The sequence below is a fragment of the Luteimonas sp. S4-F44 genome (assembly GCF_022637415.1).
Taxonomy (GTDB): Bacteria; Pseudomonadota; Gammaproteobacteria; order Xanthomonadales; family Xanthomonadaceae; genus Luteimonas.
Window position 1 is genome coordinate 2,838,631 of sequence record NZ_CP093340.1, and the last position, 16,161, is coordinate 2,854,791.

Sequence of the window (16,161 nt, forward strand, 5' to 3'; positions counted from 1 at the left end):
CGGGTTGCGCCGACGGCCGGCGCGCCCGGGCGGGCCTAGCCTGGGCGCATGCCCGACACTGCCCACACCGATGCCGACGCGCTGCTGCAGCTGATCCACGCGAGCGGCCCGCTGTCGCCCCGCCGCGCCCTGCTCGACCGCCACGGCGGGCCTGCCGCCGCACTCGCCGCCGGCGCCGACGCCTGGTGCGAAGCCGGCCTCACCCCGGCGCAATGCCGTGCGCTGCGCACGCCCGAGCCGGCATGGCGCCGCTCGCGCGCCTGGCTGCAAGCCGCCCCCAGGCGCCAGCTCGTGGGCTGGCACGACCCCGACTACCCGGCCCTGCTGCGGCGCGCGCCCGGTCCGCCACTGGCGCTGTTCGTCGACGGCGATCCCGCGCTGCTCTGGCATCCGGGTGTCGCCGTGGTCGGCAGCCGCGCGCCGACTGCGGCCGGCTTGGACACCGTCGCCGCGTTCGCCCGGCGGTTTGCCGCGCAGGGGCTGGCGGTGGTCAGCGGCCTGGCCGGCGGCATCGACGCCGCAGCCCACCTGGCCACGCTTGAGGCCGGTGGCGTCACGGTGGCGGTGCTCGGCAGCGGCATCGACGTGCCCTACCCGCGTTGTAACGCCGGCCTGCATGCGCGGATCGCCGCCGAAGGCGCGGTGGTCAGCGAGTACCCGCCCGGCACTCCGGCGCGCCGCGCCCAGTTCCCCAGCCGCAACCGCATTGTCGCCGGCCTCGCGCTTGGCACCCTGGTCGTCGAGGCGGCGTATCGCTCCGGCGCCCTGATCACCGCGCGCCTCGCTGGCGAGGCAGGCCGCGAGGTGTTCGCGATCCCCGGTTCGATCCGCAACCCCAAGGCCCGCGGCTGTCACCGCCTGCTGCGCGACGGGGCCATGCTGGTCGAATCGCCAGACGAGGTGGGCGCCGCGCTCGGCCCGGTCGCCGCAGATCTCGCCGCTGCCTTGCGCGGGCGCCTGGCCGCCCCCACCCAAGAGGCGACGGCGACACCTGCGCCCGCCGTCCCGAGCACCGACCCCGACTACAACCGCTTGTGGCAGGCCCTGGGGCACGACCCAAGCGGTATGGATGAACTGATCGCCCGCACCGGATTGACGGTCGCCCGTGCGTCGGCCATGCTCCTGGCCATGGAGCTGGATGGACGCCTCGACGTCGCGCACGGTCGCTATTGCCGAAAGTCCTGAATGACGCGCCCTTGGGCGCAGGCCGGGGAATATGAAAGAAAGCATCCTGGATGTCCTGCTCTATCTGTTCGAGCACTACTTCACCGAGGACGCGGACCTGGTCCGTGACCGCGACTCGCTGCAGAGCGGTCTGCTGCAGGCCGGATTCAGCCCGGCGGAGACCAGCAAGGCCTTCGACTGGCTCGACGCCCTGGCCGAGCAGCGCCCGGCCGTGTCGGAGGTCCGCGCGAACGGGCCCACCCGCGTGTACTCGGCGCCCGAGATCGACCGGCTGGACGTCGAAGGCCGCGGCTTTCTGATGTTTCTCGAGCAGCACGGCGTGCTCGACGCCGACCAGCGCGAGCTGGTGCTCGACCGCGTGATGGCGCTCGATCAGGACGAGCTCGACCTCGACGACCTGAAGTGGGTCGTGCTGATGGTGCTGTTCAATCAGCCCGGCAGCGAGGCGGCCTACGCCTGGATGGAAACCCAGATGTTCATCGACGAGCCCGAGCCGGTGCACTGACCCGGCTGGATGCCTGACGCCCCGCGATGACCCGATCCCGTTCCGCCGCCGCGCAACGGGGACGAATCGCGCTGCACGGGTTAGCATGCCGCCCACGACGCCCGCACGGCCGGCCGGCCAGGCCAACGGCCATCGCATTGCAGGGGGCTGGCTGTCCGCCGGGCCGAGCCACACCGGGTCCATGGGTGCCGGACATCCGGTGCACACCGCGCGTGTGCCGATGCCTCGCCTCCCGCAACGCGGTGTCGCCAATGGCCTGACGGCGACATGCTGCCGCCAGGCCGCCCGCGTGCGGGGCGGCAACGTCGTGCCCCTTCGTCCTGCCGCAGCTGCGGCATTGCTCCCAGCACAGGATCCGCCCCGATGACCGACTGGTTCTACGCCGACGCCACGCACGCCCGACGGGGGCCGGTCCCGGCCACCGAGCTGCTGCGCCTGTACCAGGCTCGCCAGATCCACGACAGGACCCTGGTCTGGCGCGACGGCCTGGCCGAATGGGTGCCCTTGGACGCGGTGCGCGGCGAGTTCGCCAGCGCGGCCTCCCCGTCTCCGGCGGCGTCGGAATGGACCCTCGAGGCGCTGGCGCCGACGCAAGCCGACGTCGACGGCGCGCCGGCGCCCGGCGATGCCTGGCGGCCGGTCACCGAAAGCGCCCATGCAGCCGCGATGCCACCGGCCGGCGCCTCTCCATACGCGCCGCCGACCGCCCCGGTGGCCCACACCGCTGCGGTCGTGCGCGGTGGCGCCGTGGTCTACATCGGCTTCTGGAAGCGGGTCGCGGCCTATCTGATCGACGGCCTGATCGTGGGCGTCATCGGCATGGTGATCAGTGTGATCGCCCTCGCCGTGCTCGGCGGCATCCTCGCGGTCGGCGGCTCGGACCCGGCCGGGAACATGGGCATCGTGCTGCTCCAGCTCCTGTCCAACCTGCTGCAGATCGCCCTCAGCGCGCTCTACTACGCCTGGTTCCACGCGTCGAGCATGATGGCCACACCCGGCAAGATGGCCGTGGGCATCAAGGTGGTCCGCCCCAACGGCGAGCGCATCTCGTTGCTGCGCGGCATCGGCCGCTATTTTTCGACCATCCTCAGCGCACTGATTCTGATGATCGGCTTTCTGATGATCGTCTTCACCGAGCGCAGGCAGGCGTTGCACGACCTCATCTGCGACACGGTGGTGGTCGACAAATGGGCCTTCACCGACCAGCCCGAGCTGCAGACCGATGGACTGGGAACGGTGGCGATCGTCGTGCTGGCGATCTTCGGCGCCCTGTTCGGACTGGGCGTGGTCGCGATCGTGGCCGCCCTCTTGTTCGCTTCGATGTGAACCCCGGCAGGGCTCATGCTTGACAGCCCTGCCCGCCCGTGATTCCACTATAAAAGCAACCGACCGCCCGGGGCCCTTCCCCGGGCGGCGGCGTCTTCACACCTTTCGGGGCGCCGGGCCAACGGCGCACCCACGGATGTCGCCCCCATGGCCAAACACCTCCTCATCGTCGAGTCGCCTGCCAAGGCCAAGACGATCAACAAGTACCTCGGCAACGACTTCCAGGTCCTGGCGTCCTATGGCCATGTGCGTGATCTGATTCCCAAAGAGGGCGCGGTCGACCCCGACCACGGCTTTGCGATGCGCTACGACCTGATCGAGAAGAACGAAAAGCACGTCGAGGCGATCGCCAAGGCCGCGCGCGGCGCACAGGACATCTTTCTGGCGACCGACCCGGACCGCGAGGGCGAGGCGATCAGTTGGCACATCGCCGAGATCCTCAAAGAGCGCGGGCTGCTCGAGGACCGGTCGCTGCAGCGCGTGGTGTTCACCGAGATCACGCCGCGGGCGATCAAGGAGGCCATGCAGAATCCGCGCTCGATCGCCGGTGACCTCGTCGATGCGCAGCAGGCGCGTCGCGCGCTCGACTATCTGGTCGGCTTCAACCTCTCACCGGTGCTGTGGCGCAAGGTGCAGCGCGGGCTGTCGGCCGGCCGCGTGCAGTCGCCGGCGCTGCGGCTGATCGTCGAGCGCGAGGAGGAGATCGAAGCCTTCATCGCACGCGAGTACTGGTCGATCGAGGCCGCATGCGCGCATCCCTCGCAGAGCTTCACCGCGCGGCTGGCCAAGCTCGACGGGCAGAAGTTCGAACAGTTCACGATCACCGACGGCGACACCGCCGAGGCTGCGCGCGCGCGCATCCAGGCCGCCGCGCAGGGCGCACTGCACGTCACCGACGTCGGCGCCAAGGAACGCAAACGCCGCCCGGCGCCGCCATTCACGACCTCGACGCTGCAACAGGAAGCCTCGCGCAAGCTCGGCTTCACCACGCGCAAGACCATGCAGATCGCGCAGAAGCTCTACGAGGGCGTGACGCTCGGCGACGAAGGCACGATCGGCCTGATCACCTACATGCGTACCGACTCGGTGAACCTGTCGCAGGACGCACTGGTCGACATCCGCGATGTGATCGCACGCGACTACGGCACCGCCTCCCTACCCGACCAGCCCAATACCTACCAGACCAAGTCCAAGAACGCACAGGAGGCCCACGAGGCGGTGCGCCCGACCTCGGCGCTGCGCACGCCCTCCCAGGTCGCGCGCTACCTGACCGACGACGAGCGCCGGCTCTACGAGCTGATCTGGAAGCGCGCCGTGGCCTCGCAGATGATTCCGGCCACGCTTAACACCGTGTCGGTCGACCTGGCCGCCGGCAGCGAGCACAGCTTCCGCGCCTCGGGTACGACGGTCGTGGTGCCAGGCTTTCTGGCGGTCTACGAAGAAGGCAAGGACACCAAGGGCAAGGACGATGACGACGAGGGCCGCAAGCTGCCGCAGATGAAGCCGGGCGACCGCGTGCCGCTCGACCGCATCCTCGCCGAGCAACACTTCACCCAGCCGCCGCCGCGCTTCACCGAAGCGGCGCTGGTCAAGGCGCTCGAGGAGTACGGCATCGGCCGGCCGTCGACCTACACCTCGATCATCCAGACCCTGCTGTTCCGCAAGTACGTCGAGATGGAAGGCCGCAGCTTCCGTCCCAGCGATGTCGGCCGCGCGGTGTCGAAATTCCTGTCCAGCCACTTCACCCGCTACGTGGACTACGACTTCACCGCCAAGCTCGAGGACGAACTCGATGCGGTCAGCCGCGGCGAGGAGGACTGGATTCCGCTGATGGAGAAGTTCTGGGGCCCGTTCAAGGAGCTGGTGGTCGAGAAGACCGAGTCGGTCGACCGCACCGAGGCCACCGGCGCGCGCGAACTGGGCACCGACCCCAAGACCGGCAAGCCGGTCAGCGTGCGGCTGGGGCGATTCGGGCCGTACGCCGCGATCGGCAGCACCGCCGAGGACGCCGAGGAGAAGCCCAAGTTCGCCTCGCTGCGCCCCGGCCAGAGCATGCACACGATCACGCTCGAGCAGGCACTCGAACTGTTCCTGATGCCGCGCATCCTCGGCGAGGACAAGGGCGAGCAGGTCAGCGTGGGCATCGGCCGCTTCGGCCCCTTCGCCAAGCGCGGCAGCACCTATGCCTCGCTGAAGAAGGAGGACGACCCGTACAAGATCGACCTGGCGCGTGCGGTGTTCCTGATCGAGGAGAAGGAGGAGATCGCGCGCAACCGGATCATCAAGTCCTTCGACGGCAGCGACATCCAGGTGCTCAACGGCCGCTTCGGGCCGTACATCAGCGACGGCAAGCTCAACGGCAAGATTCCCAAGGACCGCGAACCCGCGTCGCTGACATTCGAGGAAGTCACCCGCCTGCTCGAAGAAACCGGCAAGCCGGTGCGCAAGGGCTTCGGCGCGAAGAAGGCCGCCGCCAAGAAGGTCGCGACGAAGAAGGCCGCGCCCGACAAGGGCCCGGCCGCCAAGAAGGCCGCGACCAAGAAAGCGCCTGCGAAGAAAGCCGCCAAGAAGACTGCAAAAAAGGCGACCAAGAAGGTCGCCAAGCAGGCGGTCGCAGCGCCCGAGCCAGCAAAGTCGTTGCTGACGCCGGCCAAGGTCGCGCCGGGCAAGAAGCGCGTGGTCAAGGCCGCGTCCGACGACGCCGCGCCGTTCTGACCCGCGGTCGGCCTCGCGCATGTCCGCCATCGCGCGCCTGGACATCGCCGCCGCGGCCGCCGTGCTCGCGCGCGGCGGCGTGATCGCCTACCCCACCGAAGGCGTGTGGGGGCTGGGCTGCGACCCGTTCGACGCGGCCGCCGTCCAGCGCGTGCTCGAGATCAAGCGCCGGCCGGTCGACAAGGGCGTCATCCTGATCGCCGGCGCCACGACGCAGCTGGCAGGCATCGTCGACTGGTCTGCGCTCGAGACAAGTCGCCAGGATGCGGTGCACGCCGTCTGGCCGGGCCCGCACACCTGGATCGTGCCGGCGCTGCCCAGTGTTCCGGCCTGGCTGACCGGCGCCCATGCCGGCATCGCGGTGCGCGTCAGCGCCCATCCCGGCGTCGTCGCGCTGTGCGCCGCCTTCGGCGGGCCGCTGGTGTCGACCAGCGCCAACCTCTCGGGCGAACCGGCCGTACATGCAGCCACCGCGCTCGACCCGCGGTTGCTGGCGCAGATCGACGGCGTCGCCGCCGGGGAGACCGGCGGACGACGCGAACCGTCGACGATCCGCGACGCCGCCACCGGCCGCGTGCTCCGCGGCTGACGGCCGCCGCCAGGACCAGCGCAGGCCGGTGCTGGCGCTGCGTTGCGATGGTTGCATCGGAAACGTCTGAAGCGCCGCGAATGGCGTATTGCCGCACTGCACAAACTATGCTCTAGTCGGTGGCCCGACGTGGACGCGTTGCGAGACCCCCACACGCTCCGATCCCCACGCCGGCTCTGCTCCCCTGACCGGACGGCAATGACGACGATGCGGGAATCCCCGGTGCGCGGTCTGTACGACCCCGCTGACGAACGCGACGCCTGTGGCTTCGGCCTGATCTCCACGATCGGCGGCGAGGCCTCGCGCGAGATCGTGGACGGTGCGCTGCAGGCGCTGTCACGCATGGCGCATCGCGGCGGCATCGCCGCCGATGGCCTCTCGGGCGACGGCTGCGGCGTGTTGCTGGTCGGCGTCGAGGCCTTCGTGCGCACGCTCGCGGCCGAGAGTGGCTTCGTCGTCACCGGCCCTCGACTCGCGGCCGGCATGGTGTTCCTGCCGCACGACGCGACGGCGGCGGCGCAGTGCCGCGACACCCTGTCCGCGCAGCTGGCGGCGCTGAACGTGCGCACGCTCGGCTGGCGCGACGTCCCGCTCGACACCGCCGCGCTCGGCGCGCTGGCGCTGTCGTCGCTGCCGCACGTGGCGCAGGTGTTCGTCGAGGCCGATGGCGACGATGCGCCGGCATTCGAGCGCGCGCTGTACCTGGCGCGGCGTCGCGCCGAACAGGCGCTGCATGACGTCGCCGACTTCTACGTCGTCGGCCTGACCCCAGGGCTGCTCGGCTACAAGGGCATGGTGCTGCCGCGCCATCTCACCCAATTGTTCCCGGACCTGGCCCGGCCGGATCTGGCCGCGGTGACGGTGGTGTTCCACCAGCGCTTTTCGACCAACACACTGCCGCGCTGGCCGCTGGCGCATCCGTTCCGCCGGCTGGCGCATAACGGCGAGATCAACAGCATCGAAGGCAATCGGCGCTGGGCGCAGGCGCGCCGCGGGGTCTGGGCATCGCCATTGCTCGACATCGGCGAGTTCGACGCGCCGGTCACAATGCACGGCTCCGATTCCCAAACCCTCGACAACATGCTCGAGTGGCTGCTGCTCGGCGGCATGGACCTGCTGCAGGCGATGCGCATCCTGATGCCGCCGGCGACCCAGTCGCTGGAGTACAAGGACGCGGATCTGGCCGCGTTCTACGAGTACTACGCGATCAATTCCGAGCCGTGGGACGGCCCGGCCGGCGTGGTGATGTGCGACGGCCGGTACGCGGCCTGCACCCTCGACCGCAACGGCCTGCGCCCGGCGCGCTGGACGCTGTCGCACGACGGCATCTTCGTGATCGCCTCCGAGACCGGCGTGTGGGACGTCGCGCCCGAACGGGTCAAGGCCAAGGGCAAGCTCGGGCCCGGCGAGATGATCGCGATCGATCTGGCCGCCGGGATGTTGCTCGACAACGACGCGATCGACGCGGTCAACCGCGCGCGCGCGCCGTACAAGCAATGGCTCAAACGCGGCATGAGCTACCTGCACACCGAACTGATCGACCCGGCGCTGGCCGCAGAACCCTTCCCGGCCGACACCCTGCTGGCATTCCAGAAGCTGTTCCAGCTCACCCGCGAGGAACAGGAATCGGTGCTGCGGCCGCTGGCGCAGACCGAGCAGGAAGGCATCGGCTCGATGGGCGACGACGTGCCGATGGCCGCGATCAGCCAGCGCGTGCGCCCGCTCTACGACGGCTTCCGCCAGGCATTCGCACAGGTCACCAACCCGCCGATCGATCCGCTGCGCGAGGGCGGGGTCATGACTCTGTCGACGCAGATCGGACGCGAGGGCAACCTGTTTCTCGACCGCGCCGAGAATGTGCACCACGTGCTGCTGAACTCGCCGGTGCTCTCGCAGCGCAAGCTGCGGCAATTGCTCGCGCTGCCGCGCTTCGAACACGCCAACCGGCTGCTGCACCTGTACTTCGGGCAGGACGAAACACTCGAGGCCGCCCTGCACCGGCTATGCGCGGAGGCCGAGGCGGCGGTGCGCGAGGGCGTGGAGATTCTGCTGCTGAGCGATCGTTATCCCAAGCGCGGCACCGCGCCGGTGCACGCGCTGCTGGCGACCGGTGCAATCCACCTGCACCTGGTGCGCGTGGGCCTGCGCTGCGACGCCAATCTGCTGGTGGAAACCGGCACCGCGCGCGATCCCCATCATTTCGCCTGCCTGATCGGCTTCGGCGCGACCGCGGTCTATCCCTATCTCGCCTACCAGACCCTGCACGGGCTGGCGCGGCGCGGCGTGATTCCGACCCAGAGCGGCGACGAGATGCTGCAGTTGGGTCGCAGCTACCGCCGCGGCGTGCGCAAGGGCCTGCTGAAGATCCTGTCGAAGATGGGCATCGGCAGCATCGCCAGCTATCGCGGCGCGCAGCTGTTCGAGATCGTCGGGCTCGACGCCGATGTCGTCGCACTGTGCTTCGAAGGCACGCCGTCGCGCATCGGCGGCGCCGGCTTCGCGCGCCTGGAAGCCGATGCCTGGGCGCTCGCCGCGCAAGGCTGGGACGACACCGCGCTGCCCGAACCCGGCGGCCTGCTGCACTACGTGCACGGCGGCGAGTACCACCAGTTCAATCCCGACGTGGTACAGGCGCTGCAGCGCGCGGTCGCCACCGGCGCGCGCGAGGACTGGCGCCGCTACTCGGGCTTTGTCGACACCCGGCCGCCGGCCGCGCTGCGCGACCTGCTGCGCCCGCGCGCAGCGGACGCGCCGGTGCCACTCGACGAAGTCGAGCCGGTCTCGGCGATCGTGCGCCGGTTCGACTCGGCGGCGATGAGCCTGGGCGCACTGTCGCCCGAGGCGCACGAAGCGCTGGCGATCGCGATGAACCGGCTGGGCGGGCGCAGCAATTCCGGCGAGGGCGGCGAAGACCCGGCGCGCTACGGCAGCGAGCGGCGCAGCAAGATCAAGCAGATCGCCTCGGGCCGTTTCGGCGTGACGCCCGAATACCTGATCAACGCTGAGGTGCTGCAGATCAAGGTCGCGCAGGGCGCCAAGCCCGGCGAGGGCGGTCAGCTGCCGGGCAGCAAGGTCGACGCGCTGATCGCGCGCCTGCGTTACGCCAAGCCAGGCATCGGCCTGATCTCGCCGCCGCCGCATCACGACATCTACTCGATCGAGGACCTGGCGCAGCTGATCTTCGACCTGCGCCAGGTCAACCCGCAGGCGCTGATCTCGGTCAAGCTGGTCAGCCACGCAGGCGTGGGCACGATCGCTGCCGGCGTGGTCAAGGCCGGCGCCGACCTGATCACGATCTCCGGCCACGACGGCGGCACCGGCGCCAGCCCGCTGGGCTCGATCCGCTACGCCGGCGCGCCGTGGGAGCTGGGCCTGTCGGAGGCGCGCCAGGCGCTGCAGTTCAACGACATGCGCGACCGCGTGTTGCTGCAGACCGACGGTGGGCTCAAAACCGGGCTGGACGTGATCAAGGCCGCACTGCTGGGCGCCGACACGTTCGGCTTCGGCACCGCGCCGATGATCGCGCTGGGCTGCAAGTACCTGCGCATCTGCCACCTCAACAACTGCGCCACCGGCGTGGCGACGCAGGACCCGCGCCTGCGCGAGCAGCACTACAAGGGTCTGCCCGAGCGCGTGGAGGCGTTCTTCCGCAATGTCGCCGAGGACGTGCGCGAGCACCTGGCGGCGCTAGGCGCGCGCTCACTCGACGAGATCGTTGGCCGCACCGACCTGCTCGAGCAGCATCTACGCCGCACCCGCGACCACGTCGACATCGACCTGTCGATGCTGCTGCGCCGCGATCCCGACAAGCCGCTGGGCTATTGCGGCGCGCCGGCGCTGCAGGCGCCGCCCGACGGTCTGGCGGCCGCGCTGGAGGCGCGCGTGTCCAAGGCGATCGCACGCGGCGACGGTGGCAGCTACGACTTCGAGATCCGCAACACCGACCGCAGCATCGGCACGCGCCTGTCGGGCGCGATCGCGCGCGTGCACGGCAACACCGGCATGGCCGACCGGCCGATCACGCTGCGTCTGCGCGGCACCGCAGGCCAGAGCCTGGGCGCGTTCAATGCCGGCGGTCTGCATCTCGAGCTCGAGGGCGAAGCCAACGACTACGTCGGCAAGGGCATGGCCGGCGGCCGGATCGTATTGCGTCCGCCGGCCGGCAGCGCATTCGAGTCGCGGCTCACGCCGATCCTGGGCAATACCTGCCTGTACGGCGCGACCGGGGGCGAGCTGTATGCCGCGGGCCGCGCGGGCGAACGCTTCGGCGTGCGCAACTCCGGCGCGGTGGCGGTGATCGAAGGCGCCGGCGACCACTGTTGCGAGTACATGACCGGTGGCGCGGTCGCCGTCCTGGGGCGCATCGGCCTGAACTTCGGCGCCGGCTTCACCGGTGGCATCGCCTACGTGCTCGATCTCGACCGCGACTTCGTCGATCGCTACAACCACGAGCTGATCGACATCCTGCGCGTCACGCCCGAGGCCTTCGACAACTACCGCTCGCACCTGCGCGACATGATCGAGACCCACGCCCGGCTGACCGGCAGCGCCTGGAGCGCGCGGATCCTCGATGAGTTCCGCGACTTCGTCGGCAAGTTCTGGCTGGTCAAGCCCAAGGCCGCGAGCCTGGCGGCGCTGGCCGAGGACCTGAGGCGGGCGGCATGAGACCTATGCTGCGCATCCCCGTCTCCAAGCTCTGCTTCGCGCCTCGCGCAACGGAGTCCACGTCATGACCAAGCGCGATGTGTTCCGGTTCCTCAAGGAGCCGCGCGAGATGCCGGGCAAAGTGCCGCTGGCGCTGCGCACGGCCGGCGACTGGAACGAGCTCTACGGCGATTTCGGGCCGAGCGAGGCCGCGCACCAGGCCGATCGCTGCCTGGACTGCGGCAACCCGTACTGCGAAGCCAAGTGCCCGGTGCACAACTACATCCCCAACTGGCTGAAGCTGGTGCAGGAAGGCCGCGTGCACGAGGCCGCGGCGCTGTGCCACGAGACCAACCCGCTGCCGGAGATGTGCGGCCGCGTGTGTCCGCAGGACCGGCTGTGCGAGGGCGCGTGCACGCTCAACGACGGCTTCGGCGCGGTAACCATTGGCGCGGTCGAGAAGTACATCGTCGATACCGCATTCGCCCAAGGCTGGCGGCCGGACCTGTCGAAGGTCGTGGCCACCGGCCGGCGAGTCGCGGTGATCGGGGCCGGCCCCGCGGGGCTGGCCTGCGCGGACAGACTGGTGCGCGCGGGCATCGAGGCGGTGGTGTTCGACCGCTACGAGCAGATCGGTGGGCTGCTGCAGTTCGGCATCCCCAGCTTCAAACTCGACAAGTCGGTCATCGCCACCCGGCGCGCGGTGCTCGAAGGCATGGGCGTGACGTTCCGGCTCGGCGTCGAGATCGGACGGGACGTCGCACTCGACACGCTACTGGAAGACTTCGATGCGGTGTTCCTGGGCACCGGCGCCTATCGCTACACCGATGGCGGTCTGGCCGGCCAGGACCTGCCGGGCGTGCTGCCGGCGCTGCCGTTCCTGGTGCACAACGGCCGCCTGGTCACCGGCGGCGACACCTGGGGCCGGCCGATCGCCGGCTGGGAGGACACACTCACGCTGCCGAAACTGACCGGCAAGCGCGTAGTCGTGCTCGGCGGCGGCGACACCGGCATGGACTGCGTGCGGTCGGCGGTCCGTCTGGGCGCGGCCAGTGTCACCTGCGCCTACCGCCGCGACGAGGCCAACATGCCCGGTTCGGCGCGCGAGGTCGCCAACGCCCGCGAGGAAGGCGTGCGCTTTTTGTTCAACCGCCAGCCGCTGGCGATCGAAGCCGATGCGGACGGCAACGCAGCCGGGGTCCGCATGGTCGAGACCCGACTCGGCGATCCGGACGCGAACGGCCGCCGCGCCGCAGTCCCGATCGCAGGTAGCGAATCGACGCTGGCCGCGGACATCGTGATCATCGCCTTCGGCTTTTCGCCGGCCGTGCCGGCCTGGCTCGACCCGCATGGCGTCGCCGCGCAGGCACCGGGCAGCGGGCGCATCCGCGTCGGCGGCGAGCGCCGGTTGCCGTACCAGACCGCGCACGACCGGGTGTTCGCCGGCGGCGATGCGGTACGCGGCGCCGACCTGGTGGTCACCGCGGTCCAGGAAGGCCGCGACGCAGCGGCGAGCATCGCCCGCATGCTGCGCCGGCAGGCCGGCGACACGACGCGGGCCGCGCTCGACGCGATCTGAACAAACCCGACGCGCGGCGTGCGCGGGCGGTGGGCCGCAACGCAGAACGGGGCCCGAAGGCCCCGTTTCATTTTGCGTCGATGTGGCGTCGGCTCAGAACTTCAGCCCGACTTCCACCGTCAGCGTGCGCGGGAAGTAGAAGATCCCGCCATTGCGATTCACCGACACGTAGCCGGTGTCGAGCTGGCCGTCCTGGCCGAAATAGTCGCGGCCGCCATCGGGGCCACCGTAGACGTAGCTGTCATAGTTCTTGAAGTTGAACGCATTGAGCAGGTTCACGCGCGCGGTCAGCCGCGTGTCGCCGCCCAGCACGAACTCCTTGGTCGCCTGCAGATCCACGGTGCGATAGCTCCAGATGTCGCCGCCGACGAGGAACTTGCCGTTGCCCGGCGGCACGAAGCCGACGAGTTGGCAGGTCGAACCGTCCCAACCTTCGACGCCGTAGCAGGCCACTGTGTTGATCGGGTTGGCGGTCTCGAGCACCAGCTTGGCCCCGTAGGTCACGCCCCACGGCCCGTCGACCGAGGCCGAGGCGGTGAAGCGATGCTTGGGCTGATTGCTGGACTTCACGAACGGGAAGTACTGCAGCCGCGCCTTGTCGAAGTAGTCGAACTGGCTGTCGTTGTTGCGGCTGTTCTGGCGCGCCTGGGTGTGGGTGTAGGCGATGTTGGCGCCCCAGCCCGATTCCTTCGTGTACGGCTTATCGGCTGCGAGCAGGATCTGCGTGCTGCGCTGCTCGACGCCGTTGTCGCCCAGGATCACACCGCCGAAGCCCGGGGGCACGCGGTCCGACGCGCCCCACGGCGGGCTGCCGTCGGGGCTGAAGAACGCGCCGTCGGGATAGCGGTTGCCGAGCGTGTAGCCGAAGCCGTCGCGGGCGAGGATCCGCTGCACGGTGACGTCGGTCAGCCATTCGCCGACCTGGTTGCTCATGCCCAGGCTGAACTGGTCGCTATACGGCGTTTTGAGCCGGTTGTTGAGCATGAATGCCTCGGCGGCATCGCGCGAGCCGGTGATACCGGCGAGCACGTCCGCGCCACCGAGGTAGGCCGGGTCCCAGGCAACGCAGCGCGAACCGGTGATCGCTACGCACTCGCCGGTCGTCGGATCGGCGAACTCCAGGCGCACCGAGGAGATCGAGCCCTTGTGGCGCTCGAACGCGAGGTCGCGGAACAGGTTGCGGTCGTAGGACCGGCCGGCACCGCCGTGGATCACGTGACGCTCGTCGGCGCCCAGATCGTAGGAGAAGCCGAAGCGCGGTGCCCAGGCGTCCTTGAAGTTCTTGCGGTTGCTGCCGGTGCTGATGTAATCGAGCGGGTTGATCGCGTCGATGCCGCCGTTGATCCAGCGATCGACCCAGCGCTGGCCCGGGTTCTGCGGATCGGCGGCGTAGAGCGCGTCGACGAAGGCCTTCGGGGTGACGTGGTCAGTGTAGGCCGGCACGTCCTCGTAATCCCAGCGCACACCGAAGTTCAGCATCAGGTGCGGGTTCACCTGCCAGTCGTCCTGGATGTAGAAGCCGTACTGCTTGGCGGACGTTTCCACGCGCGGCGTCAGGCCCGGCGTCGCAAACGGCGCGATGAACTCCACGCGGTAGGGCTGCGCGGCGATCTGGCCGGTGGCCGGATCGAACTCCCACGAGAACTGCGGATTCAGCGGCTCGCCGTCGCTCGACTCCAGCTCGATGTCGCGATAGTTCACGCCCACCTTGACGGTGTGGTCGCCCTTTAACTCGAAGCTGTTGAAGGTCAGGTCGTTCTGCAATGACCAGCCCTTCTGGCGCTGCGACTGCAGACTGAAGCCGCTGGCCGGGCCGAGTTGCAGCAGCGTGGCCTCGGTCAGCGGCTCGCGGCGGTCGATCACCTTGTAGATGGCGCCGTTGCCGAACGAGACCGGGGTCTTGGAGTTCTGCGAATCCTGGGTGCTGACGATCAGCTCGTTGTAGAAGCGCTGGCCATAGTGCATCCACTTGAGGTTGACCCGCTTGTCCTCATTGATGCGCGCATCGCCATGCTCTGGCGTGCTGACGCCGCCAACGTTGCCGATCACGTCCTCGTCGCGGTACTGACCACTCAGTTCCAGGCGATCGTTGTCGCCGATGTCCCAGCTGAGCTTGGCGAAGTACAGGTCTTCCTCGAACGGCAGCGTGGTCGCACCGTAGTAGCTGCGCAGGTTCTCGGGCAGGCGCAGGTAGGCGTCCCCGGATGCGGCCTCGGGCTGCACCGAACGCGCGTAGACGTTCTCCTTGCCTTCGTAGGCGACGAAGAAGTGCATGCGGTCCTCGATGATCGGACCGCCGAACGCGAAGCCGTACTCCTTGACCTGCGAGTCGTCCTTGTCGGTCTCATCGGGTCGCTTGGCGCGCATACGCTCGTTGGTGTAGCGATAGAACATCTCGCCTTCGAACGTATTGGTGCCCGAGCGCGTGGCGGCAGTGATCGCCGCGCCGCTGACCTGGCCGTACTCGGCCTTGTAGTTGGAGGTGATGACCTTGTACTCGCCGATCGCGAGCTGCGGGAACGGGTTGCCCGGACTCTCGTTCTGACCGGCCACACCGCCCTGCTGGACGTAACTCTTCTGGCTGACGCCGTCGATGTAGAGATTCGACGAGCTGGTGTTGGTCGCGCCGGCGCGCAGCGTGGCGCGGCCCTGGGCGTCGATCTTGAACTGCATGCCCGGCACGGTGTCGGCGAACTCAAGGAAGTTGCGCGTGGCCTGCGGCAGCTGCTGGATCTGGCGCAGCGAGATCGTGTTGCCGACCTCGGACGTGCGCACGTCGCGCAGCAACGGCGCGGTCACGGTGACGCCGCCGATGTCGGTGACCGGACCGTCTGCGGGCACACCGTCGGCGGCCGCCTGGATGTCGAGCGTCGCGGTCGAGGCCACCGACAACGTCACCGTCTGCGGCGGACCGCCGGCGTCGACGCGATAGGTGCCCGGCGGCAGGCCGACCAGCGTGTAGGCGCCACTGGCATTGGTCTGCACGCGGCGCACCGCGCCGGTGGCGACGTTGGTCGCGGTCACCGTGGTGCCAGCTTCGGCCGAACGCACCTGGCCGCGGAGCGTGGCGCTGGTGGATTGGGCGAAGGCGGGCGCAGCAATCGCCAGACAGGCGGCCAGCGCACAGGCCAGCAGGGCGGGTTGGGGCACGCGGGGCGAACGGGTTGCGTTCATGACATCCCCTCCAGGGGGCTTTCTTTGGTGAGTGGAAGACGATCGGGACAATGTGGAACGCACAGCACAACGGCGCGTCCATGCGCGGGCACGCGCCGGTCCAGGGCCGGCGCCTGTCGGAACAGGACACAATCCGCGCCACGGCAGGCCGGCCGCCGGCGCGCGACGTGCGCTGCGCGCAGCAGCGGGTGTCGCGGACCTGCACCTGCCGGCGTGCCAGACGCCAAGGACATCGCGGGACAGAGCGATGCATCTTCGCAGTCGCTCCAGGCCGGACCGGTCTCCACCGATCGCACAGGCCGTGGCGCGCTGGGGCGCGTCGCGACGAACGCCGGGGACCGTAGCCTCGTCCGCGCAAAGCAGATGGAGGTCACGATCCGGCGCGCATCGTAATCCTGCGCTCGAACTGCGTCCATGGGTCGGCAACGCCGTGAATCGCAGCCG

Annotated in this window: 8 protein-coding genes; 7 read left to right on the forward strand and 1 reads right to left on the reverse strand. The window is 69.5% G+C overall.

What is annotated here, in order from left to right; translation table 11 throughout:
- Nucleotides 1-48 precede the first annotated feature (48 nt).
- The 7 genes from dprA to MNO14_RS12950 all read left to right on the forward strand — a co-directional run bounded on the left by dprA (nucleotide 49) and on the right by MNO14_RS12950 (nucleotide 12,543).
- A complete protein-coding gene (dprA, locus tag MNO14_RS12920; RefSeq protein ID WP_241944126.1) occupies nucleotides 49-1,185 on the forward strand; it encodes a DNA-processing protein DprA in 1,137 nt (378 codons plus the stop codon).
- 31 nt (nucleotides 1,186-1,216) lie between these two features.
- Complete coding sequence (locus tag MNO14_RS12925; protein ID WP_241944127.1) at nucleotides 1,217-1,690, forward strand: DUF494 family protein; 474 nt, start codon at nucleotides 1,217-1,219, stop codon at nucleotides 1,688-1,690.
- Between the two features lie 363 nt (nucleotides 1,691-2,053).
- Nucleotides 2,054-3,016 (forward strand): RDD family protein, encoded by a 963-nt coding sequence (locus MNO14_RS12930; protein ID WP_241944128.1) that lies wholly within the window; start codon nucleotides 2,054-2,056, stop codon nucleotides 3,014-3,016.
- Between the two features lie 147 nt (nucleotides 3,017-3,163).
- Nucleotides 3,164-5,731, forward strand: a complete 2,568-nt coding sequence (locus MNO14_RS12935; RefSeq protein WP_241944129.1) for a DNA topoisomerase I — start codon at nucleotides 3,164-3,166, stop codon at nucleotides 5,729-5,731.
- A 19-nt stretch (nucleotides 5,732-5,750) separates the two neighbouring features.
- Nucleotides 5,751-6,320 carry a Sua5/YciO/YrdC/YwlC family protein gene (locus MNO14_RS12940; RefSeq protein ID WP_241944130.1) on the forward strand — a complete coding sequence of 190 codons (570 nt, stop codon included), beginning with the start codon at nucleotides 5,751-5,753 and terminating at the stop codon, nucleotides 6,318-6,320.
- Nucleotides 6,321-6,527: 207 nt separating this feature from the next.
- A complete protein-coding gene (gene gltB, locus MNO14_RS12945; protein ID WP_241944131.1) occupies nucleotides 6,528-10,985 on the forward strand; it encodes a glutamate synthase large subunit in 4,458 nt (1,485 codons plus the stop codon).
- A gap of 64 nt (nucleotides 10,986-11,049) precedes the next feature.
- A complete protein-coding gene (locus MNO14_RS12950; RefSeq protein WP_241944132.1) occupies nucleotides 11,050-12,543 on the forward strand; it encodes an FAD-dependent oxidoreductase in 1,494 nt (497 codons plus the stop codon).
- Between the two features lie 93 nt (nucleotides 12,544-12,636).
- Here the strand turns inward: MNO14_RS12950 and MNO14_RS12955 are convergent, their stop codons facing one another.
- Nucleotides 12,637-15,717: a TonB-dependent receptor gene (locus MNO14_RS12955; RefSeq protein WP_241944133.1), complete on the reverse strand. Its 3,081-nt coding sequence runs from the start codon at nucleotides 15,715-15,717 to the stop codon at nucleotides 12,637-12,639.
- Nucleotides 15,718-16,161: the final 444 nt, after the last annotated feature.

Bases quoted from the DNA above. Each gene is read 5' to 3' on its own strand.
- MNO14_RS12930 (WP_241944128.1), top strand. From the start codon at position 2,054: ATGACCGACTGGTTCTACGCCGACGCCACGCACGCCCGACGGGGGCCG.
- MNO14_RS12950 (WP_241944132.1), top strand. From the start codon at position 11,050: ATGACCAAGCGCGATGTGTTCCGGTTCCTCAAGGAGCCGCGCGAGATG.
- MNO14_RS12935 (WP_241944129.1), top strand. From the start codon at position 3,164: ATGGCCAAACACCTCCTCATCGTCGAGTCGCCTGCCAAGGCCAAGACG.
- MNO14_RS12925 (WP_241944127.1), top strand. From the start codon at position 1,217: ATGAAAGAAAGCATCCTGGATGTCCTGCTCTATCTGTTCGAGCACTAC.
- MNO14_RS12955 (WP_241944133.1), bottom strand. From the start codon at position 15,717: ATGAACGCAACCCGTTCGCCCCGCGTGCCCCAACCCGCCCTGCTGGCC.
- MNO14_RS12940 (WP_241944130.1), top strand. From the start codon at position 5,751: ATGTCCGCCATCGCGCGCCTGGACATCGCCGCCGCGGCCGCCGTGCTC.
- gltB (WP_241944131.1), top strand. From the start codon at position 6,528: ATGCGGGAATCCCCGGTGCGCGGTCTGTACGACCCCGCTGACGAACGC.
- dprA (WP_241944126.1), top strand. From the start codon at position 49: ATGCCCGACACTGCCCACACCGATGCCGACGCGCTGCTGCAGCTGATC.